General features: G+C 71.3%; 13 protein-coding genes and 1 pseudogene. 5 read left to right on the top strand and 9 right to left on the bottom strand.

All coding sequences use genetic code 11. The annotated features are described in order from the left end of the window. Positions 1–88 precede the first annotated feature (88 nt). The gene (locus tag ACIA5C_RS02830) at positions 89–856 is read left to right on the top strand and encodes a hypothetical protein (RefSeq protein WP_396050542.1); all 768 of its coding nucleotides are present in this window, start codon (positions 89–91) and stop codon (positions 854–856) included. Here the strand turns inward: ACIA5C_RS02830 and ACIA5C_RS02825 are convergent. Further along, complete coding sequence (locus tag ACIA5C_RS02825; RefSeq protein WP_396050541.1) at positions 843–2,513, bottom strand: family 43 glycosylhydrolase; 1,671 nt, start codon at positions 2,511–2,513, stop codon at positions 843–845. The two genes, ACIA5C_RS02830 and ACIA5C_RS02825, sit on opposite strands and share 14 nt — an antisense overlap. A gap of 240 nt (positions 2,514–2,753) precedes the next feature. On the opposite strand from ACIA5C_RS02825, the pseudogene ACIA5C_RS02820 reads away from it, so the two are divergent. After that, positions 2,754–3,179, top strand: a pseudogene (locus tag ACIA5C_RS02820) (transposase); the annotation flags it as partial. Positions 3,180–3,199: 20 nt separating this feature from the next. On the opposite strand, the gene ACIA5C_RS02815 reads toward ACIA5C_RS02820, so the two are convergent. From ACIA5C_RS02815 to ACIA5C_RS02805, 3 genes are all read right to left on the bottom strand, one after another. Next, positions 3,200–5,503 carry a TIM-barrel domain-containing protein gene (locus ACIA5C_RS02815; protein ID WP_396050540.1) on the bottom strand — a complete coding sequence of 768 codons (2,304 nt, stop codon included), beginning with the start codon at positions 5,501–5,503 and terminating at the stop codon, positions 3,200–3,202. Positions 5,504–5,510: 7 nt separating this feature from the next. Beyond that, a complete protein-coding gene (locus tag ACIA5C_RS02810) occupies positions 5,511–9,137 on the bottom strand; it encodes an arabinofuranosidase catalytic domain-containing protein (protein ID WP_396050539.1) in 3,627 nt (1,208 codons plus the stop codon). A gap of 82 nt (positions 9,138–9,219) precedes the next feature. Continuing rightward, a complete protein-coding gene (locus ACIA5C_RS02805) occupies positions 9,220–11,157 on the bottom strand; it encodes a putative bifunctional diguanylate cyclase/phosphodiesterase (RefSeq protein WP_396050537.1) in 1,938 nt (645 codons plus the stop codon). Positions 11,158–11,321: 164 nt separating this feature from the next. Here ACIA5C_RS02805 and ACIA5C_RS02800 point away from each other — a divergent pair, with 164 nt between their 5' ends. Then, a complete protein-coding gene (locus ACIA5C_RS02800; protein ID WP_396050536.1) occupies positions 11,322–12,341 on the top strand; it encodes a sugar ABC transporter substrate-binding protein in 1,020 nt (339 codons plus the stop codon). Here ACIA5C_RS02800 and ACIA5C_RS02795 read toward each other — a convergent pair. The 4 genes from ACIA5C_RS02795 to ACIA5C_RS02780 form a co-directional block, all read right to left on the bottom strand. Continuing rightward, entirely contained in the window at positions 12,330–13,583 is a 1,254-nt protein-coding gene (locus tag ACIA5C_RS02795; RefSeq protein WP_396050535.1) for an ABC transporter substrate-binding protein, read from the bottom strand. The two genes, ACIA5C_RS02800 and ACIA5C_RS02795, sit on opposite strands and share 12 nt — an antisense overlap. 129 nt (positions 13,584–13,712) lie before the next feature. After that, positions 13,713–16,382 carry a glycosyl hydrolase gene (locus tag ACIA5C_RS02790; RefSeq protein ID WP_396050533.1) on the bottom strand — a complete coding sequence of 890 codons (2,670 nt, stop codon included), beginning with the start codon at positions 16,380–16,382 and terminating at the stop codon, positions 13,713–13,715. 143 nt (positions 16,383–16,525) lie between these two features. Then, positions 16,526–19,261 carry an ATP-binding protein gene (locus ACIA5C_RS02785; RefSeq protein WP_396050531.1) on the bottom strand — a complete coding sequence of 912 codons (2,736 nt, stop codon included), beginning with the start codon at positions 19,259–19,261 and terminating at the stop codon, positions 16,526–16,528. Continuing rightward, positions 19,228–19,431, bottom strand: coding sequence for a hypothetical protein (locus ACIA5C_RS02780; protein ID WP_396050530.1), 204 nt, complete (start codon positions 19,429–19,431; stop codon positions 19,228–19,230). The genes ACIA5C_RS02785 and ACIA5C_RS02780 overlap by 34 nt, the downstream gene beginning before the upstream one ends. A gap of 161 nt (positions 19,432–19,592) precedes the next feature. On the opposite strand from ACIA5C_RS02780, the gene ACIA5C_RS02775 reads away from it, so the two are divergent. Next, positions 19,593–21,215 (top strand): aminotransferase class V-fold PLP-dependent enzyme, encoded by a 1,623-nt coding sequence (locus tag ACIA5C_RS02775; protein ID WP_396052001.1) that lies wholly within the window; start codon positions 19,593–19,595, stop codon positions 21,213–21,215. Positions 21,216–21,368: 153 nt separating this feature from the next. After that, positions 21,369–21,578: a hypothetical protein gene (locus ACIA5C_RS02770; protein ID WP_396050528.1), complete on the top strand. Its 210-nt coding sequence runs from the start codon at positions 21,369–21,371 to the stop codon at positions 21,576–21,578. 45 nt (positions 21,579–21,623) lie between these two features. Here ACIA5C_RS02770 and ACIA5C_RS02765 read toward each other — a convergent pair whose 3' ends face one another. Next, positions 21,624–22,397, bottom strand: coding sequence for a hypothetical protein (locus tag ACIA5C_RS02765; RefSeq protein WP_396050526.1), 774 nt, complete (start codon positions 22,395–22,397; stop codon positions 21,624–21,626). Positions 22,398–22,511: the final 114 nt, after the last annotated feature.

Here is a 22,511-nt window from a genome sequence, read left to right as displayed (position 1 = left end):
TGATGTGTAGGTCACAATAAGCGATGGTTTGTTCAGACCTTTTGGTCGCGGGCCGATCCCTTCCCTCGGAAGCTGGGATGGGAGAGCCATGAGCACGCACGCCGCCGCTTGGTGGGCACAATTCGCCACCGCAACCGATCGTTTCGACGAGGCGTCCGTGGTCGAAGCCCTGGGCGACGTCATGGCGCCCGGGATCCCGTCGGCGCTGCTGCGGCGGGAAGCCCAGATCGCCGTCGAAACCGTCGTGCGTCACCTGAACAAGCCGGGCGGCGCGGTGCTCGCCGCGCAGGCCCACGAGGCGGCCGCGCGGCTGGCCGCCACCGTCACGCGGCTGGAGGACCGGGCCACCGACGACGGCGACGGCACCGTAATGGCCGCCGCGCTCGCCCTCGTCCTGCACGGTCGCTGGGCCGAGGGGACCGCCACCGCCGAGCCGCAGATCGGCACCGTGCCGCTGGTGCGGGCCCTGATCGGGGCGCTGCGCCTGGACGCCGTCAACACCGCCATGACCCTCCGGCTGCTCGGCGCCGGCCAGACGCCGTCGACGGCGATGCAATCGAGCATCGCCATCTCCCGGTACGGCTGGTGGCCGACCTGGCTCCTCAAGGTCGTCACCGAACGGGCCCTCGCCGGCACCCTCGACGCGGACGTCATCACGGCCCTCGACCGCTGCGCCTACGCGGAACTCAGCCCGGCCCAGGCGCGGATGGCCCGCCGCCTCATCGACGCCGACGAGCAGCTGGTCGACGCGGTCGCCCACCGGCTCGAGACGCTCGGCGAACCCTCGGCGGCCGGACGCCTGCGCGAGGGCGACCTGTCGGCGGTAGCCCTCGCGGCACGGCTCATTCCGCTGTGATCCGGGCGCCGTCGAACAACTGGCCGGCGTCGATGCGTCCACTTCGGTCGAGGACGCGGCCCGTCCGGCTGACGACGCGGTAATAGCCGCCGCCGACATGCTCGAACCGCCAGAGCTGGCAACCTCCCGCTTTGCGGGAGCGATAGGCGACCGTACGCCCGCACGCGTCGAGAGCCTTCCGGCCGGTCGCGTCGACGAGCAGCACATAGCCGACCGGCTGGACCCGGAACTGCTGGCACGCCGCACCGGTCACGGTCGCCGTCTGCACCGGTGAGCCGGCCCCCTGACAGCCGGCGCCCTGCAGCACCCGCCCGTTGAGCCTGCTCTGGATCGTCGACCAGCCGTCCTGCGCCGCGACGAACCGGAACTGCTGGCAGTCGTTGTCGAGCCAGCCCCACTGAGCGACCCGGGCACCCTCGGCGTTGACGCAGGCCGCGACCTCGGCGACCTTGTTGCTGAAACGGTTGTCGACACTCACGTAGCCGTCGCCGCGGTCATCGAGCCGCCACTGCCGACAGGTGTCGTACGTGGACGACGCGCTGAGCGTGATGTCGGCGCCCTCGTAACCACAGGACGGGTTCGCGATGACACTGCCGTCGATACGGCTCACCAGTTCGGCGTACGCCGGACCGTGGCCGATCTCCCGGCTGCCGGACAGCGGATCGCCCAGCGTGGGCCACCCGCCGGCCCATCGGATGGGCCGGACCGAAAGCTTGGGCCGGCCGTTGTCGTAGAGGTCGTAGTAGTGGTGCACGTAGAGGCCGCCGAAGACGTCGCCGCCGCCCGGCCCGCGGAACTCGTTGTAGCCCCGGAGCACCTCGGTGCCGCCGCCACTGAGCATCGCCACGTTCGAGCGGTCGACGAAGGGCCCGGTGACGTTCCTGGAACGCCCGACGACGACGCGGTAGTCGCTGTCGATGCCGCGGCAGCAGAAGTCGAAGCTCGCGAACAGGTAGTAGTAGCCGCCGTGCCGGGTGATCGACGCGCCCTCGATCGAGGCACCGCCGCGCGAGGCGAGCGAGTAGAGCGTCGTGTCGCCGGCGGACAGCATGCCGGTCGCGCGGTCGAGCCGGCGCATCTTGATGCCGTCCCAGAACGACCCGAACGCCAGCCAGGCCCGGCTGCCGTCGAGGACCAGCTCGGGGTCGATGGCGTTGAAGTTGCCGGCCGTCGTCGACCGCAGCACCATGCCGTGATCGACCCAGCGGTAGGCCCGGCTCGCCGGGTCGAGCGTCGTGTTGGTCGCCAGCCCGATCACCGAGTTGTTGGTGCCGAACGAGGAAGCCGCGTAATAGAGGTGGTAGAGGCCGCCGTAGAAGCTGATGTCGGGCGCCCAGAAATCCGGGGGAGTGGTGCCGAGCTGCTCGGTGACCCACGTGGGCGCGGTCGCGAAGACCGGGCCGAGGTCGGTCCAGTGCAGCAGGTCGGCCGACCGCCGCATCGGCAGATAGGTGCGCGTCCCGGAGTCACCGGTGATGAAGGTGTAGTAATACCGCCCCTGCCGGATCATGGTGGGGTCGTGCGCAACCGGGTCATCGGCAACCCGCCCGGCCGCGACGCCTCGCGGCGCTGCCACGGCCGCCCCGCCCGGAAGCGCACCGATAGAGGCGACAAGCAGCAGCAGTACGGCGAACACGCGCCGCGCGGCGACGGTCATTCCTGCATAGTCCTCGTTGGACGCCGACCACACCAGTGCCCGGGCGGGCATCTTGAGGCCGTTGATCCGCGGAGCGCCGGTTCGCCAGAGGCCACAGAGATCGCGGACATCACCGCGCCACCACCGTGGGCCGGACGTCCGCTACCTGTGTCAATGGCCCGGCGAGTCGAAACTACGGCGCGTTTCGCAAGTCGGTCAGAGCCACTCGTTGATGACGGCGAGGGTCAGTATTGCAACGGCACGTCGCGTTTCGGCAGCTCAGAGCCGCGTGAGCGGGCAGCGCGGTATGTCGGCGGCTTGGTTGCCGGGTTGGAACGCAAGACCGGCCGGACCCTTGCCGAACACGCCGGAGAGGCGAGCCCGGACGGGATGTAGCGCTTGTTACGCCGTGCGGACGGGGACGTCGACGGGGTCCGTGACGACATCCGGGACTACGTCGCGGACCGGCTGGGGCATACCGGGGCGGTGCTGGTCATCGACGACATCGGGTTCATCAAGAAAGGCCTGCGCCGAGCGGGTGTGCAGCGGCAATACACCGGCACGAGCGGGAAGTGGGACAACTGTCAGATCGGCTGGTACGCCCACATCACCTTGTCCGTGCTCGCCCTGGCCCGGCTCGCCGCGATCCGCGCCACCGAACACCACGGCTCAAGCGCCGCCCACTGAGCGTCGGTCAAATCGTGCTGCTAGTCGCTGACGAGGATTTCGGTCAGGGCGCTGAGCAGCGTCTCGGGGAGGCCGAGCGCCTGCAGGCCCGCGACCTTGCGGAGGTTGTCGGCGTCGGTGCGGAGGACGTGCCAGGCGTCCAGTTTGCGGGCGTGATCCCATTGGGCGCGGGCCAGGAGGCCGAACAGCCGCTGCCGCTTGTCCGGCGGGGCGGTCTCGAAGCGTACGGAAATCCGCAGCTCGCTGTCGGCGGGTGCCCCGGTGATCGTCAGGAGGCCGCCGGTGACGTCCGCCCCGGTGGCCTCGGTGACCTCGGCACCGAGGAAGCGGATGGTCCAGTCGCGGTGGGCGGGGACCACCGACGGGTCGGAGGCGGGCCCGATGGTCAGGGTGCGGTCGGCTTCGTTCCACACCAGGGGGGTGCGGGAGACGCGGTCGCCGCCGTCGTCCTCGACCAGTTCGCGGGTGCCGTCGGCTCCCGGCAGCAGGAGAAGCTCCAGCGAGGACGGGTTGGTGTCGGGGCGTACCGAGGCGTCCGCCGTCAGGGGCAGCGCCGCGCCCGCCTGCAGCAGGGCCGGGATCGACTGGTCGTCGCGGTGCAGGCGGATGTGCTGGCCGCCCGGGCCGGCGCGGTAGACGGTGCCGGTGAAGATGTCGGCCCAGGTGCCCTCCGGGAGCCAGGCGTCGGTGGCGCCCATCAGCGTGACCTCGTCGTTCGGGTCGGTGATGGGGGCGACCAGCAGCGAGTCGCCGAACAGGAACTGGCGGGGCACGTCGTAGGCCGGGTGTTCCCAGTACATCGGCCGGACCAGGGGGTCGCCCTGCGCGGCCCGGTGGTTCATCGTGTGCAGGTAGGGGACCAGGCGGTGCCGGAACCGCAGTGCCGCGCCGAACGCGTCGCGGGCCTGCCGGGGATAGTCCCAGGGTTCCTTCTGCAGGAACGGGTTGGACGACGAGTGCAGCCGGTTGATCGGGGAGAAGACGCCGAGCTGGATCCAGCGCACGGTGAGCATGTCGTCGCGTACGCCGAAGATGTGGCCGCCGACGTCGTGGCTCCACCAGCCGTACCCGATGTTGGAGGCGGTGGCCGTGAAATGCGGCTGGAAGCGCAGTGACTCCCAGCTGATGATGCTGTCCCCGCTGAAGCCGACCGGGTAGCGCTGGCTGCCCGGCCCGGCGTAGCGGGAGAAGATCATTCCGCTCTCGGAGTCGACGAAGTGCAGGTGGTTGAGCATCCACAGCGGGTCGACGCCGGGCACGTTGGACAGCTGTCCCTGCTGCCAGTCGATCCACCAGAAGTCGACGCCCTGCTTTTCGAGCGGGCGGTGCAGGACGTCGAAGTATGCCTCGGCGAAGCGTTCGTCGGTGATGTCGAACGGCACGCCGACGTCGGAAGAAGGGTCGAGGCCGAGGGCCTGGGAAAAGGCAGGGAACGCGTCCTCGAACGGCTGGACACCCTCGTGCGGGTGCAGGTTGAGCGTCACCCGCAGGCCGCGCCGGTGCAGTTCGGCCAGGAAGGCGGGCGGGTCGGGGAACAGTGAGCGTTCCCAGCTGTACCCGGTCCAGCCGGTGCCGTACTCGGGCGGGACCGATTTCACCCGGTGCCAGTCCATGTCGATGACGGCGACCGAGAACGGCACCCGCTCGGCCTCGAACCGGTCCATCAGCTGCAGATATTCGTCGGCGCTGTACGCGTGGTAGCGGCTCCACCAGTTGCCGAGCGCCCACCGGGGCAGCACCGGCGGCGGCCCGGACACGGCGTAGAGCGCGCGGACCGCGTCGGCGTAGTCGTGGCCGTACGCGAACACGTACACGTCGCGGCGGCCGGGCACCCGGCTGTCGATCCACCCGGCGTCGGTGAACAGGAACGACTCGCTGTCGTCGATGACCGCGATGCCGTCCCGGGACGCCACGCCGTCCTCCAGCGGGACCGCCCCGTCGGCCTCGTCGAGCGTGCGGGCGGTGCCGCCCAGGGTCCTCGGCGAAGTGCCCCAGCGCCAGGTCGCCCGGTGGGCGCTGATCGCGCCGAGGACGCGTACGGAAAGGCCGGCCGTGCTGAACGGCCGGCGATCCCACGTCAGGTGGAACCGATCCGTAAGGATCTCCAACTGCTCGTCCGACTCGGTGACGGTGAACGCCGGCGTCGGTAATGAGCGCTGAACGGCGAACGTGGACGCGCGGTCCTCGAACGAGCCGTCGTCGCTCCACTCCAGCCGCAGCAGGCCGTCGAGCAGGACGCTGATCCGCCAGTGCTCACCTCTCAGCACGGATTCCGGGGGAGTGAGAGGGGAGGACTGGCGGAGAGCGAAACGGCCTGTCGTCATACCCCGATCATGGCGCGGGTACCCAGGGTGGGGCCACCTGCCAGGTCGAATCCGCGGTAAACGAGGTGCTGGTGTCCCACGGGTTGGTCCCTCCGCTGACCGCGAGATAGACCGAGCCGCCGAACGTGCGGATGAAATGGTCGGGGAAGTTGACCGAGCGGAACTGCGAACCCTGCGCGCAGAACGTCGCGTCCTGGGCGTACAGCGTGCTGCCGTCGCTGGGTTGCAGGTGGAGCTGGAAGTTCTGGTGCCGCAGATAGCTGCCCGGCTTGTTGATCGACTCGAAGGAGGAGCAGCCCGGGTCGGCCAGGCCGGCGGTCTGCACCCAAGTGGCGTCCGATTTGTCGAGGGAAGACGTGACCGGCCCGGTGGTGACAAGGTCGTCGTCGTGCTTGATGAACGCCGACCCGTTCTGCAGGGATACCCGCGGTCCCGGGTCGAGGGCCAGCAGGTTGGACGCGCCGGGCGTGGCCTTGGACGTGATGAAGTCGTTGCAGTTGCGGTCGGTGTCGGTGCCGTCGGGGAAGCGGCTCGCGCTGCGGTCCAGGGGCGGCGTGCTGACCGCGCAACCACCTTCGGCGGCCCACGGGTCGACGAGCAGCCCGTAGTTGAGGCTGTCGGCGACCAGCCCGTGCCGGTCCCGCAGCACCATGTTGCCGGCGCTCGCGGACAGGGCCGGACCGCCGAACCATTGGGCCGGCGTTCCCTGGTAGCCGGCCGTTGCCACCGCGGCGTCCCGCAGCGGCGAATGGAGAGCGTGCGACCGCGCCAGCGGACGGTCCAGCACGACCCCGCCGCCCAGGGCCTGCACCGGCTCGTTGCTCGAGTGCGGATAGCGCGTCGCCGGGGTGAAGCTGATGCCGGTTCCCCGGGAGGAGAAGGGCAGGTTGGACGAGTGGCTGAACCTCAGGGGCGCGGCCAGGTCGAGGCTGCCGGTGGCGACGGCCGCGACGGTGACCGTCTCGATCTTCTTGTCGATGTCGAGCCGGATCTTGTCCCCGGCCGTGATGTTGGCGGTGGACGTGACCTTGATGGTGGTCGCGCCGGCCGCCGCGGGAGCGGTCAGCCGGGCCTGGGTGCCGGCCTTGCCGATCGCGGTGACCGTGGCGACCTCCAGCCGGTGGCCGTAGCCGATGGACACCTTCTGCCCGACCTTGAAGCCGGCCGTGCTGGTCACCGGCACGTTGGTCGAGCGGGCCGGCACCGTGATCGGGCCGTCCGGCACCGGCTGCCACAGCGGGGTGGCGGCGGTGGCGGCCGAGCCCGCGCTGACGATCGACGCGTTACGGGCGTTGCCCGAGGAGTCGGTCGCGGTGCCGCCCGTCGACTCGTCGAACTTGTAGTCGGCGACGTTGCCCGCGGCGGGAGCGCCACCGGCCAGGGCGGCGACCTCGGCCGTCGACAGTGCGTGGTCGTAGATGGCGAAGTCGTCGACCGTGGCGTTGAGGTACGGGTCGGGGTACTGGGAGCGGCCGATCCAGTTCTGGTTGGTGTTGCCCAGCGCGGACGGCTTCAGCGTCATGTTCGCGCTGGTCGCCACCGGTGTGCCGTTGAGGTAGAGGGTGCCGGTGGTGCCGGACAGCGTGACCGCGACGTGTGACCAGGTGTTCAGCGGCAGCTGGCCGCCGCCGGTGAGGTCCTGCTCGGCGCCGTTGCCGCCGGTGGTGATGCCGAAGCGGAGCCCGTTCCCGCCGCCGTTGACGGTCAGGAACATGTTGACCGAGGTGCCGCGGCCGAAGTCGAAGATGCGGGCCCAGGTGTCGTCGGCGGCCGGGTTGACCCAGGCCGAGATGGTGTAGTCGGACAGGCCGCTGACGATGCCGGTGGGCAGGCTGACGTACTCGTCGGAGCCGTTCAGCTTGACCGCGGTGCCGAGCCGTCCGGCGACCCGCGGCCCGGAGGCACCGCCGGCCGGGATGTCGGCGATCTTCGCGGCCTCGGCCGACCGGCCGGTGCCGACGACGATCGGGTCGCCGACGTTGAGGCCGGTCGTGCTGCGGACGTTGAGGGTCTTGTCGCCGGGCCGGGCCGGGGCGGCGAGGCCGGAGGTGGACAGGCCGAGCAGATATTGGCCGTGGGCCGCGATCCGGGTACCGGCCGGGATCGTCACCGTCGAGGAGATCGCCTGCTGGGCCGGGTGCTCGGTCAGGGTCCAGCCGGAGAGGTCGACGCTGTGGTCGCCGGCGTTGCTGAGCTCGATGAAGGAATCGGTCGGGTTCGCGCTGGTGCCGATGCGGAACTCGTTGACGGTGATCGGGCTGTCGTTGCGTACGTCGGAAGCCGTGGTGGCGATGTGCCGCCCGCCTTCGGTCGAGGCCCGGCCGACGATGTCGCCGTTGAAGGGTGTTCGACCGGAAGTGACGGTGAAGGTGGTGCTCACGCTCTGGCCGGCCGCGACCGACCGGAATTTCGACGGACCGGCCGGCTTCGCCTTCCAGCCCGGCGGCACGTCGAGGCTGAGCACGACGTCCGCCGCCGGCCCGGCGGCGTTGTTGGTGTACGCCTCGACAACGCTCCGGCTCTCACCGGGCGAGAAGGTCTGCTGTCCCGGAGTCAAGGTCAGCTCGGGCGGGGCGTACTTCGCGGCCACGATGTCGGCCTGCACCTTCTGGTCGACGGCGTCGGTGGGATAACCGGCCGTCATCACGCCCTCGTAGAACGTGCCCTGGGCGCTGTTGCTGTTGTCGCCGCCGTTGCCGAGCACGATGCCGCCCTGTTTGCGCATCGGGTCGTAGCTCGCGTCGACCCGTGGACCGTCGAACATCGTCGTCAGCGGACCCTGCTGCGCGTTGCCGCCGAGCGAGGCCCAGTGGTGCGGTTCGCCCTTGGCGACCGCGGTGACGAACCGGTCGGTGATGCTCGGCAGGTCGGGGCAGAGCTTCGAGGTGCTGCCCGGGTTGACGCAGCCGACCAGGTTGTTCTCCTGGTCGGTCATGATCCACGGGCCGGGCGGGTTGCCGTGGTACCAGGCGGCGGCGGTGCCGAAGTAGCTGGTCTCCATCGTGCCGTTGTCGTCGTCGCGGCTGTCGATCTCGGTGTTGCCGTAGTCGAAGCAGCAACCGCCGTTGAAGTGCTGCCCGTCGACGATCCAGTACATGCCCTCGGGCTGGTCGTCGACCGCGACGCCCCGGGTGTCGTTGTCACGCAGACCCATGCCGGGGGCGATGAAGACCCCGTACGCCTGGTGGCCGCCGACGGTGATCGGCGCCGCGTCGGCGATCGGGAGGTTGTCGTAGCCGCCCATGGCCGGCCCGCTGAATCCGCCGCGAGGCGGCTGGGTGAGGTCGTTGTGCATGGGTGACTGGTCGTAGAGCTTCGTGATCAGGCAGGTCGTGCCGCGGCAGAACCGGTCCTGCGCGGCGGCGTCGGCGTATCCGCCCGGGCTGAGCAGGCCGATGTTCCTCTCGGCGTGGTCCGACAGGCGTTCGACCTGGTAGAGGGGGCCGTGGTAGGACGAGTAGAGGGCGCGGGTGGTGCTGTGCGCGGCGACGCACGGGGTGCCGCCGGCGGCGTAGATGTCGCACGGGCGGCCTGGTGGGCCGGCCGGGGCGGCCGCGGCCGTGCCGGGAGCCGCGGCGACCCCGCCGAACATGGCCATGATCAACGTGAGCGTGATCGCGATGAACTTTCTCATGTCACCGTCCCGTCACCCAGAGGAGCGCGTCGATGTCACGGTGAACGTTAACAATGCCCTAAGTCAAGAGGCTGCCGCCAACTCAGGCGAGAACCTCGACCGGCGCGGCCGCGATCCACGCCAGCGCCACGTCGGCCGGCTGCGGGCGGCACATGTAGTAGCCCTGCGCGCTCTCGCAGCCGATCTCCCCCAGAGCGGTCAAGACCGACTCGTCCTCGACACCCTCCGCCACGACCTCCAGGTCGAGCGCGTGGGCCAGGTCGGCGATCGCGGCGACGATGGCCCGGCCGCCGGCCGTCGAGTCGATGCGCGAGGTGAAACGGCGATCGATCTTGAGCTCGTCGAGCGGCATCTCCTGGAGGTAGCTCATCGACGAGTAGCCGGTGCCGAAGTCGTCGATCGAGACGCGGACGCCGAGCGCCCGGATCTCGGTCAGCACGGCCGCCGCCAGCACCGGATCGGCGATGACGGCGCCCTCGGTGATCTCGACCGTCAGGTCCTCGGGCCAGGTGCCGTAGCCCGCCATCAGCTCGCGCAGCCGGTCGGTGAAAACGGGGTCGAGAAGGCAGTCGGCGCCCACGTTCACCGCGACCGGGATGCGCCGGCCGCCCTCGCGCCACGTCCGCTGCTGGGCCAGGGCCAGCCGCAGCACCACGTCGGTCAGCGGGCGGATCAGGCCGTTCTGCTCGGCGACCGGGATGAACTGGTCCGGGAAGACCAGGCCGCGAACCGGGTGCCGCCAGCGGACCAGGGCCTCGACACCGCAGACCGTACGGTCGGAAACGCGGACCTTGGGCTGATAGTGCAGCTCCAGCTCGTCGTTGTCGATGGCCCGGCGCAGATCGCCCACCACGGCCAGCTTCTCGAAGCTGTTCTCGTCGGACTGCGCGTCGTAGAGCGCCACACCCAGGTGGCCGCGCTTGGCCGCGTACATCGCCACGTCGGCGTGCTGCAGCAGTTCGGCCGCGTTGGCCGACTGGATCGGGAACAGCGAGGCGCCGATGCTGACGCTGACGTCGACCGTCACCCCGTCGATCTCGGCCGGCAGGCAGAGCGCGGTCAGAATGCGCCGGCCCAGCCTCAGCAGATCGTCGGTGGAGGTGACGTCCGGCAGCACGATCGCGAACTCGTCGCCGCCGAGGCGGGCCACCGTGTCGTAGTGCCGGGCCGAGGCGCCCAGGCGCCGGGCCACCTCCTGGATCAGCAGGTCGCCGGCGTGGTGGCCGAGGGTGTCGTTGACCTCCTTGAAGCGGTTGAGGTCGAGCAGCAGCAGGCCGGCCCGGCCGTCCTCGATCGCCTCGTCCAGCTTCTCGGTGAGCAGGCTCCGGTTCGCCACGCCGGTGAGCCCGTCGTGGGCGGCGCGGTGCCGGCTCTCGCGGGCCTGCCGCTCGGTGTTGCGCTGATAGGCGACCAGCACGAAGGCGCAGAACAGCACCACGATGAGGTCGATGCCGGAGATGATGCTCACCGCGACCAGCAGCCGGTGGTTGGCCCTCTGCGCCTGCGCGAGCAGGGCGGCGCTGGCCAGGTTGTTCCGGGCGATGTTGACCGACGCCTGCTTACGCAGGGCGGAAGCACTCAGCCGGGCCTGGTCGGCGTCGCTCTCCATCTGCTTGCGGTCCCCGTACGCCTGAGCGTGCACCAGATCGCGAAGGGTGTAGCTGTACCCGCCGTAGGTGTTCTGCAGGGTCCGCGCCTGGAACGACTCGGCCGGCCCGCCGTGCGAGTTGAGCCAGCGCAGATTCTCCTCGGCCGACCCGATCGAGGCGATCAGTGGCTCCCGCCCGACCGCACTGTCCGCCCGCACGAAGTCGACCAGCTGCTCGTACTCGATGCCGATGCGCAGATAGACCTGCCCCCACTGCTGGGTGGTCTCCTCCGCGGCGGCGATCCGGGCGGTCGCGTGAGTGGTGGTCTCGATGCTGAACACGGCCAGACCGGCGAGCAGCATCAGGCCGGTGACCAGCGCGACGATCGCACTGCGGGCCACCGCCCGGCGCCGTACCCACGACGTGCGCATCCGTCCGTACCCTCCGCCGCCCATGACTCTGACGTCGGACTGAATCGGCTGCCGGGCCGGGCGGATGAGGATCGCACCCGTTCAGCACCGCTGAAACCCGCCGTTTTCCCCGCGCCGGAGCCGAAAAGCAGGGCGTCAACGCGTACCGGAAAAGGGGCTGTCAGATGCGTGTGGTGCCGATGTTGGCGGTGCTGGCGATCGGGCTGTCGCTGGGCGGCGACCTCGCCCGCCCGGACGTCGCCCGGGAACCGGCCGTCAGCTTCCTGGTCGCCGACGCGACGCTCGGATACGCCCAGGAGCTGGCGACGGGGTTCGCGGCCGGCGCCGCCGAGGTTCCCGGTGTCGCGTCGAGCCAGCGCGGCGCGGCGGTCGGTGACACCACGAACCAGCTGGCCATGGCGCGCGACGCGCTCGGCCAGCCGCACACCGGGGTCTCCCTGTTCACCTGGAACCCGGAACTGCTGGCCCAGGTCACCGACCGGCGGGTGATCGCGGTGCACACCCCGCCGGCGCTCGGCTCCGGCATCCGGCTGTACGTCGGCAACGACGACTACAAGCTCGGCCGGATGCTCGGGCAGCAGCTGGAGACGATGATCCCGCCCGGCATGCAGGGGACGGTCGTGCTCGGCACCTCGGTGCCGGGCGCCCTGGCGCTCGACCGGCGCAGCGCGGGCGTCCGGGACTGGCTGAACCGGGTGCGTCCGCGGCTCGGCATCCTCGGCCCGTTCGACACCAAGCAGGACCCGGCGGCCAGCCAGGAAGCCTGGACGACGCTGCTGCGCGCCAACCCGTACGCGGTCGCGTTCGTCGGCGTCGGCGACAACGACGCGGCGACACTGGCCCGGCTGCGGGCGAGCAGCGCCGGCGGCTGGCTGGCCGGCGGCTTCGGCCTCGACGACATGGCGCTCACCGCCGTGCGTACCGGAAAGTTCGCGCTGGTCTCACCCGAGCTCTACGTCCAGGGCGCGGTGGCCGGCCGGCTGCAGGCGGCCGCGGCCCGAGGTGACGCGCTGCCGGAGGGCTGGCTGGTCACTCCCGGGCTGCCGATCACCGCGGCCGACGTACCGGCGATCCGCGCCCGCCAGGCATCGGCGGTCCGTTCCCCGGGCGTGGCCGACGAGCTGGTCACCGACGCGCCCGCCCATCTGCGGCCGCTCGAGGACGTGCAGGGCTCACTGAGTTAGCACGCCCAGGCTCTGGGCCTTCTGGCGGCCGTTCGCGACCGCGGCCTTCCAGGCGGCGGCCGCGGTCACGCTGCCCGCGGTCAGGGCCCGCAGCTGGTCGGCGAAGACCCGCTGGAGCTCCTCGTCGCCCGGCGCCTGGAACGACCGCCTCTTCCTCGCCGCCGACTCGGCGAAGACCTCCGTGGTCCGCTGGCCACCGAAGAACGGGTCGGGAGCGAGCAGCTCCGGCATCTTGTACGCCGCGGGAGCCGACGGGAACAGCGCCGCCTCGGCGAACATCTTGGCCTGGTTCTCCGGCGACAGAAGCCACTTGATCACGTTGAACGCCGTCTGGTGGTCGCCGCCGTCGACCGGCACGCCGAGGAACGAGCCGCCGATGTTGGCGCCGTCCGCGGCCCCGTTGGCCACCCGCCACTTACCCTTGGTCGACGGCGCGGCCTGGATCATGTCGGCCGCGTGCCAGGCCGCCCCCGAGTCGGTCGCCACCTGCCCGTGGTCGAACAGGCCGGTCCAGCGCTTGTCGTCGTTGGCGATCCCGGCGGTCAGCCCGCGCTGGATCGCCTCGACGGCGATGTTCCAGGCCGTACGGATCGGTTCGCTGTCGCCGACGTAGTGGTTGCTCTCGTCCACGAACCGTTTGCCCTGCTGCTGGCAGCAGACCGCGAACAGCTCCCAGGCGTTGGCGATCAGCTTGACGTTCCGGGCCTTCAGCCGGGTGCCCGCGGCCAGGAACGCGGGCCAGTCCGCGATCTGCCGGGCGACGTCGGCCGGCTCGCCAGGCAGCCCGGCCCTCTCGAACAGGTCGGCCCGGTAGAACATCGCGGTCGGCCCGATGTCGATCGGGAAACCGATCAGCTGGTTGTCGAGCGTGCTGCCCTGCTGCCACTTCCAGTCGAGGTACTGGACTTCCAGGGTGCTCGCGCCGAGCGTGTTCAGATCGACGAACAGGTCGGCCCGAGGCAGGATCGTCGGAGCGTCCTCGCCCTTGATGCCGGCGATCGCGGGCGCCTGCTTGCCGTCGAGCACGGGCATGAGCGCCTTGAGGTAGTCGCCGTCGACGATCTTCGTGGTGAGCCCGGGAAACTGCACCGCGGCGGCCGCGACGGTCTGCGTGCCCAGGCCGCCCGGCCAGCACCAGAGGTCGAGCGCCTGCGCGGCGGCGCCGCCGCCCGCCTTCCGGTCGGTGCCGCACCCGGCGGCCGTCGAGACGAGGGCAGCAGCGAGCAACGCTCTCCGCTTCACCCTCGAAAGCTACCAAAAGCCGCCAAGCGGGCGCGCACGATCGCGACTTCTCTGCTCCCCGGCGCGCTGACCGGGGGAACGCCGACGGGCCTGGTCCGTGCGGACCAGGCCCGTTTCGTACGGGTGGGATCAGTGGTGACGGGGCAGCTGGCTCAGGTCGAAGGACCAGATGCCGCGGCCGTGGGTCGCCGCGTACAGGTAGCGGCCGGTCGGGTCGGTGCGGACCTCCAGCGTCGTGGTGGTCGGGATGCCGTGGCCGAGCCGGTACCAGGTGCGCGAGCCGGCCGCCCGGTAGAACACGGCCTGGTCGGTGCCGAGCACCAGCCCGCCGCCGGCGACGTACTTGATGCTGTCGGCCGGGGCGTCGGGCACGTTGGCGGAGATGTCGGTCCAGTGGGCTCCCGCGTCGCGGGATTCGAAGACGTGGCCGATGCCGGCGCCCGGCCCCTCGGTCCAGTGGCGGGAGAACCCGTTGATGGCCACCACGACGTGTGCCGGGTTCGCCGGGTCGACGTCGAAGCTGGAGATGTACCGGTTGGGCAGCGTCCCGTCGACCGGGAGGGTGAGCTGGTGCCAGCCGGTGCCGTCAGCCTTGCCGACGGCGATGCCGCGGGTGAAGCCCTGGTTGTTGCACGGGCCGCACCACCCGGCGTACACCGTGCCGCCGGAGATGGCGACCGCGGTGGCCGTGTGTCCCTGGCCCAGGTCGAACAGGTTGACCCAGTCGTCGCCGTCGCGGATCGCGTAACCCTTGGTGTTGAGCCACACGTGGCGGCCGCCGGCGATCCAGGTGTTGCTGTTGCGGGGGTCCTGGGTGATCGGGGAGGTGAACCGGGCCTCGCCGGTCTCGGCGTCGGGCGGTGACACGTTGTAGGTGGTGGCCTTGCTCGGGTCGGTCGTCCAGGCGCCGTCGTTGACCGCGCAGTTGTTGGTCACCGCGACGGCCAGGTAGACGTACTCCTCGGCGATGTTGCAGCCGTTGGCCGGGTCGACGATGGTGTCGCCGCCGTCGCCGCCGAAGTTGGAGCCCATCACCCGGTCGCCGGGGCGCAGGATCGACTGGCCGTTGTCCTGCAGGCCGCCCGAGACGGCGACACCGTGACGGTCGCGGCCGACGCCGACCGAGTAGTACTGCAGCACGTCCATCGAGCCGTCGTTGAGCGACGTCCAGTCGGTCGCGTGCCCGGAGGCGTCCGCCTTGCCGTTCACCGGGCGGCGGAAGGTGCCGCCGTCGTCGCCGACCACCACGTACGACCTGCCGTGGTCGGAGCCGATCGCCACCGCGTGCTGGTCGGCGTGGGTGGTCTGGTGGCAGTCACCGGTCTGCTTGGCCGGGTCGATGTTCCAGCAGGGGAAGCCGAAGTTCCAGTACGGCCCGGGGACCCGCCAGTTCTGTCCGCCGTCGACCGACTCGAAGACCTCTTCGAGACCCATGTAGACGTGGTTGGCGTTCTTGGGGTCGACCTGCAGGAACTGGTTGTACCAGGACTGGATGCCGGGCATGTAGCCGGGATCGGTCAGCGCGGAGCCCGAGGCGGCCAGCTTGTGGTAATCGGCCGACAGCGTCCACGGCCCGAACGGCGAGCCCGACGGGGACACGTAGATGCCCTGCAGCGCGCTGTCCGGGTTGGTGTTGAGCTGGGTCGGGGACTGCTCGATGGCGTAGTACTTGGAGCCGTCGGCCGAGGCGGCGAACGTCACGGCGCCGACGTCGGCGGCGTCCGAGGCGATGGCGCCGGCCAGCGTCGTCCGCTGCCAGCTTCCGGCCGTACGCACGTAGAACCCGTTGTACGTGTCGCCGCTGCGCCACCCGGCGGCGATGATCACGTTCGACGGGTCCTTCGGGTCGGCGGCGAAGTCGTTGATGATGTTCTTGTACGGCGCGTTCGGGTCGGCCTGCAGCGACCCGCCCGGCAGGTAGTCCGGGTTGGGGGCGAACTGCAGCTTCCACGGGCCGGACAGGTTGGTCACCGAGTGGCTGTAGGCGCCGTGGTTGGTCGCCGCCCACGCGGTGTTCCCGAAGATCCGCACCTCGCGGATGATCGTGTTCTCCAGTTCGGTACCACCGACGCGGTCACGGGTCGAGAAGGTGCCGTGGCGCGGATCGCTCATAACGTAGACGCCGCTGCCGGCGAACGTGTCGGCGCCGGTGTTGGCCTCGCCGGTGGCCAGCCAGAGCCGGCCCTTGGCGTCGAGGCGCAGGTCGCCGGTGGACGGTGCGGGCAGGCGTTCGGAGATCGGCTGCCAGTGTCCGCCGCCGGTGCTCGAACGCCACACCCCGCCGTTGGCCGAGCCGGCGTAGACGTAGCCGCGGTCGTCGGCGGCCAGCCCGGTGACCCGGCCGGTCACGAACCCGGCGCCGCCGGAGGAGTTGCTGTTGATGTCGCGGTAGCGCGGGTCGTCCGAGTTGTACGGCCGGTTCGTCACGTGCTGCCAGCCGCCGCCGGTGGCCGGCATGCTCTGCAGCGCCCGCCAGGCGGCGGTGTAGGCGCCCGGCGCGACGACGCCCGGGGCGCTGCGCGCTGCCGCGTACTGTTCGGCCTGCTCGGCGATCTCTTCCGGATCCTCACCGTCGTCGCCGTCGTCGTCCGCGGCGGCCTTGAGAGTTTTGGCGGTGGCGTTCGGGTGTGCGGACCGCTGCGCGGCGAGCTGGACGAGGCGCTCGTACGGCGCCGGGCGCGGCTTCCCACCGGCCGGCGCGGCGACCGATGCGGCCGGAACGAGACCCAGCACGGCCAGCGTGGCGGCACCGCTCGCCAGGAGCAGGCGTGGTGGGCTGAATCGGATTTGTGGCGACAATGCCGTGATCCTCCCCAATAGATGTGCCGCTGGGGGCGGACACTCTCAGGGAGACTTTTCATCCATCGGGAGCGATGCGCAATATCGCATCTGGTCAATACTGCCGCCGATATTTCGACGGTTGTCCAGGCAGCATGGTCAAGTCAGTGCCGGAGCGCGGACTCCACGTCGGTGCGGGACGACACTCCGAGCTTGCGCAGAATGCTGGAGACGTGGACGGCGGCGGTCTTCGGTGAGATGTAGAGGCGGCGGGCCAGCTCCGCGTTGGTCAGGCCGTCACTGATCAGCACCGCCACCTCGCGTTCGCGCGGGGTCAGCGCGGCCGGTCCGGAGACGGCCGCCGCGGCGTCGGCCGGGGCCATGCCGAGCCGGGTGCGCACCTGGTCGAGTTGCGCCACGCGCCACCCCCGCCAGGAAGCCAGGAGCTCGGCCGCCGCCTCCACCTCGGCGGTCGCCTCCGGCCGCCGGTCGGCCGCCAGGAGGCAGCGGGCGGCACCGACGTGGACGGTCCCGCGGATGTACGGGCTGAGGATGCGGGCGTCGGCGATCGACCGGTAACTCTCGAGCGCTTCCGCGTGCCGCCCGCGCGCCTCCGCCAGCTGGGCGCCGACCAGCGTGCGGAAGACGTCCCAGACGTCGAAGTCGAGCAGGGTCGCGGCCGTCTCGTCGAGGCGGGCCGCCGGCAGGCCCAGCTCGAGCGCGGCCGAGATGAGGTCGTGGGCCTGTTCACCGCTGCGCCACGACTGGCCGGCCAGCGCGGCGATCAGCTGGTCGAGGGCCGATTCGGCGGCCGGAAAGTCGTGGCGCCGGCAGGCGAGATGGAACGTCAGGCCGGGGATCGTCGGCGGCGTGTTGGTGGGCAGCACCGCCAGGTCGGCGATGATCTCCTCGACCCGGTCGAGCTCGCCGGCCTCCAGGTAGAGCCCGGCCAGGAAGATGCCGTGATAGTCGGCCCAGCGCCCCCGGCGCAGGTAGTTGCGGTCCTGCTCGCGGCCGTCCTCGAGGGCGGCGATCGCGCCGGGCAGGTCACCGGCCCGCAGGGCCAGCCGGGCCTGGCCCTGGAAGTAGGTGGCCACCGCGAGCGACTCGAAGCCGGCCCGCTCGGCGTCGGTCCGCATCCGCTCCAGGGTCTCGGCGTGCTCGGCCGGGGTGTCGGGCGGATCGCCCTGCACCAGGACGTTGAGCGCGCGGGCGGCCAGCACCCACTCGCCCGCCTTCTCCGCCTCGTCGACCAGGGCGGACAGGATCTCGCGGCCCTCGGCCGAGGTCTGCGCGCGGTCGGTGAGCGTCGCGCCCTTCTCCACCAGCGCGGCCATCCGGATCGCCGGCAGGTCGAACTCGGCGGCCAGGACCAGCGCGCGGTCCGACCAGAGCAGCGCGGCGTCGAGGTCGTCCCGCAGATTGGCCGACTGCGCGATCGCGGTCATCGCCCGGGCCTGGGCGGCGCCGGGCGGCAGCTCGGCGATCAGTGTTTCGATGTCGTGGGTGAGAGCACTCGTCTCGTCGGTGTCGCGGGATTCCCAGGCGATGCGGACCAGCAGGTAGAGCGCCTCGGCCCGATCGGTGGGGCGCTCGGCCAGGTCACGCCGGCGGCGCCCGTAGCGCGACGCGTCGTCGAGCAGCCCGGCCAGCCAGGCCGCCTGCGCGGCCGAGGCGAGCAGGTCGGTGTCGTCGGGCGCCTCGTCGAGACCCATCTCGGCCAGTTGCAGCGCCTGATAGGCCGAACCGATCGACAGGTAGAGCGCGGCGCCCCGGCGAGCCGCGTCGATCATGTCGGCGTAGCGGCCGGCGCCCTGGGCGTGGTGCGCGACCATCGCCGGGTCGGAGCCGCCGCCGCTCAGGAGCACGTCGAGCGCGGCCTCGTGCAGCCGGCGGCGCTGCCGGCCGAGCATCCGGTCGGCGATCGCCTCGCGGACCAGCGCATGCCGGAAGGCGAACTCGTCGTCGCCGGACTCGACCAGCACCCCCGAGGTGACCAGGTCGCGCAGCACCGCGATGAGCTCGTCCTCGCCGGTGCCGGTCACGCCGGCGAGCAGGTCGAACGGGATGCGGTGACCGAGCACGGTGGCCGCCTCGACGACCCGGCGGCTGACCGGGTCGAGGTCGTCGACCTGCCGGCGGAGGACGTCGCCGAGACTCCACGGGAGGGGCTGGTCGACGAGCTCTTCCACGGCGTACCCGGGAAGCGCCCGCAGCAGCTCCTCGAGGAAGAAGGGATTTCCGCCGGTGCGGTGGTGCAGCGCCGTCGCGGCGCGCACCGGCGCCGGAGCGCCGGTGTGCGCCGCCAGCAACGCCGCCGTCTGACCGGGGGTCAGACGGTCCAGGAGTACGTGGGTGACCGCGTGCCGGCGTTCCATCCGGGCCAGCAGACCGGCCACCGGCTGGCGACGGTTCACCTCGTCCGGCCGATAGGTGCCGATCAGCAGCCGCGGGCCGCGCTGGTCGGCGATGCGTTCGAACAGCGCCGCGCTCTCCGAGTCGACCCAGTGCAGATCCTCGAAGACGATGACCGCGGGTGCGGCGCCGATCAGGTCGGACACGATGGCCAGGCCGGTGTGCAGCCGCTCGACCGGGCTGCGCCGTGGATCGGCCAGGGCCGCCAGCTGCTGCTCGTCGACCCCGGTGCGGCCGTCGATGGCGTCGAGCAGCACCTCGTACGGCCGGGAGAGCGAGCCGGGCTCCGCCTGGCCGACCAATATCACCGTCTCCGGCGACAGGCTCGCCAGCAGCTCGTGCACCAGCCGGGTCTTGCCGATGCCGGGCTCGCCCGCGATGAGCGCGACCGCCGGCTCCCGCGACGAAGCGAGCTGCGCCAGCTGGCGCAGCTCGCTCTCCCGGCCGATCATCACCGGGCCGGCACCGCCGCGGAGGGGTCGCACGACGTCAGGCTACCGGTGGGCTGCCCCCGCACCGCACGTGCTTTTCGTCCCCTGCGGGCCTTGCGGGCCTCCCGGGCACCGTTCAGAACGCGGTGCCGGTCGGCCTCGTCGGCCAGGTCCCGCTGCCGCTGGTTGGCCAGCATCATGAGCATCACCGGGTGCATGTTCATGGCTTTCTCCTTCGCCTCGATCGATACGTCGATCCTCGGCCGCGCAACGAGCCGTCACATCGGAAGCCCTTACCTATCTCTGCGCCGGACCGATGTTCAGCGAGGCCTAGGCATACTTAGGCGCGAAAGGCGTCGCTCAATGGGGAGGACGAAACGTGAGCATGCTGGAACGGATCCGGAACGGGCTGGTCGGCGACGGCCAGGTGGTGGACGGCCCCTTCGGGCCGCGGAGGATCACGTACGCCGACTACACCGCCTCCGGGCAGGCGCTCGACTTCGTCGAGGACTTCATCCGTGACCAGGTGCTGACCCGCTACGCCAACACGCACACCGAGGCGTCGGCGACCGGTGCACAGACCGGCGCGCTGCGCGAGGAGGCCCGCGAGATCATCCGGCGCAGCGTCGGGGCGGGCCCCGACCACGTGGTGATCTTCTGCGGTTCGGGTGCGACGGCCGCGGTCAACAAGCTCACCGGCATCCTCGGCCTCCGCATCCCCGAGGCCCTCGACGAGAAGTACGCCCTGAGCAGCCGCATCCCGGCCGCCGACCGTCCGGTGATCTTCGTCGGCCCGTACGAGCACCACTCCAACGAACTGCCGTGGCGCGAGTCGATCGCCGACGTCGTCGAGATCGACTCCGATCACACCGGGCACGTCGACCTCGATGCGCTTCGGCGCGCGCTCCGGGCGTACGCGGACCGGCCGTTGCGCATCGGAAGCTTCTCGGCCGCGTCGAACGTCACCGGCATCCGCACCGACACTGCGGCGGTGTCCCGGGTGCTGCGCGAGCACGGCGCCCTGTCGGTGTGGGACTACGCGGCGGCCGGGCCGTACTCGCCGATCACGATGGCCGACAAGGACGCGGTGTTCCTGTCCCCGCACAAGTTCGCCGGCGGCCCGCAGACCCCCGGCGTCCTGGTCGTCGACCGGAAGCTGCTGACCAACCGGGTGCCGACGGTGCCCGGCGGCGGCACGGTCGCCTACGTCGACCCGACCGGCCACCGCTACCTGACCGACCCGGTCGCCCGCGAGGAGGGCGGCACCCCGGCGATCGTCGAGTCGATCCGGGCCGGCCTGGTCTTCGCGGTCAAGGACGCGGTCGGCCCGGACCTGATCGAGGCGCGCGAGCGCGAGCTGTGGCACCGGGCCCGCGAGCGCTGGACGGCCGAGGACCGCATCGAGATCCTCGGCGACCTCGACGCGGAACGGCTGTCGATCGTCTCGTTCCAGGTTCGCGCGGGCGAGCGCTACCTGCACCACAACTTCGTGGCGGCGCTGCTCAACGACCTTTTCGGCATCCAGGCCCGCAGCGGCTGCTCCTGCGCCGGCCCGTACGGGCACCGGCTGCTCGGCATCGACGACGCACACTCCCACGAGTTCCAGGTCGAGATCCTGAACGGCTGGGAGGGCATCAAACCCGGCTGGGTCCGCCTCAACCTCAACTACTTCATCTCCGACACCGTGGCCGACTACCTGATCGAGGCGGTCTCGTTGGTGGCGCGCTTCGGGGCCCGGCTCCTGCCGGACTACCGCTTCGACCCGCGGACCGCGCTCTGGACGCACGTACGGCATGCGCCGCCGCCGGTCCGCCTGGCCGGCTTCCTCCATGCCCCGCTCCCCGGCCCGGCCGGTGCGGTCGGTGAGGACGCCCTGGCCGGCTACCTGGACGAGGCGCGCGCGATCCTGACCGGCCGGCCCGAGCCGTCGGACGGCGTCGCTCCGGACCTGCCGCCGGCCTTCGAGAAGCTGCGCTGGTTCCTGCTGCCGGAGACCTGTATGAGTTGACCCGGCCCGCGGTCGTCGTCCTACTCCGGCGGCGCAAGCTGGGGTCGCCGCCGGACCGCCCTCGGGCAGACCCAGGCTCTCATCGACGCGCTGCTCGCCGTCGCCCGCACCGACCGGGGCCAACTCGAACGCGAAACGATCGACCTGGCCACCGTGATCGAGGACGCGATCGACGCCACACCCGTCGAGGCCGGCGCGGCGCGCCTGCACACGGCGCTCGGCCCGGCACCGACCCACGGTGACCCGATCCTGCTGGAGCGTCTCGCGGCAAACCTCATCGACAACGCGTTGCGCTACAACGTCACCGGGGCGCGGTCCGGGTCAGCACCGCGACCGCCGGCGCCCGCCCCGGAGGCGGACTGACCGTCACGGTGAGCCTGCCGGCGAGCGGCTGACTTCGCGGCGGCCTCACGGCCCGATCGGTAGGTCCTTGCCGGCGATCAGCCTGCGGCCCGCTTCGGTCTTCGCCTCGTCGACCGACACCTGCCACAGGTGCGCCAGCTTCTCGGCGTCCGCGACGTCGTAGCCGGCGGCCCAGAACCGGTCCCGGGGGCCGAGCCGGGCCGGGAACGGCAGCCTCTTGCCCGCCTCGAGCTTGGTGCCGCCGGCGACCTTGGCGTCGGACGGGCTGTTCAGATGCCACATCTCGGCCAGCCGGGCGGCGTCCTCGGAGGTGTAGCCGGCGTCGCCGAACGCGACGGCCGCCGCCGACGCCGCGGCGGACGGATCCGGGTGCGGACGGATCGGGAGGGTCTGGCCGGCGAGCAGCAGCCGGCCGGCCTCCGCCTTCACGTAGCCGACCTTCGCACCGGTGTGCCACAGCGTGGCCAGCTCCGCGGCGTCGTCGTAGCCGTAGCCGGCCTGGTCGAAAGCCGCCAGATCGCGGGTGAGCTCGGCCGGGCTCAGCGATGTCGGCACCGACGACGGCACGGCCATCGGGGGAGTGCTGATGCGGGTCGGCACGGGAGGGGCCGCGCCGGGCAGGAGGCTCGCCGGAAGGTTGGTGCCGGCCGCGAACAGCCCGGCGCCGAGCACCGCGCCGCCCACGACCTGGGCGCCCCGGCGACGCCGCATGTACTTGCGGTACAGCGCCTGCGATCCGAGGTACACCGCGCCCATCTGCGGAGCCAGGTGCTCGTGAGCCGCGAACACCTCGCGGAACTGGTCGTCGAGCTGACTCACGGATGCTCCCGGCACGCAGGTTCGGACCGCCCCCGACCGTTTCGAAGGCTGTACCTGTAAGACGGTTGTGTATCCGCGGTTGTGCACTGCGTTGCGGTGACGTTTACCGCATCC

The sequence above is a fragment of the Actinoplanes sp. NPDC051343 genome, from assembly GCF_044455125.1.
In the GTDB taxonomy this organism is placed as follows: Bacteria; Actinomycetota; Actinomycetes; order Mycobacteriales; family Micromonosporaceae; genus Actinoplanes.
This window is presented reverse-complemented; position numbering and strand designations above follow the sequence as displayed.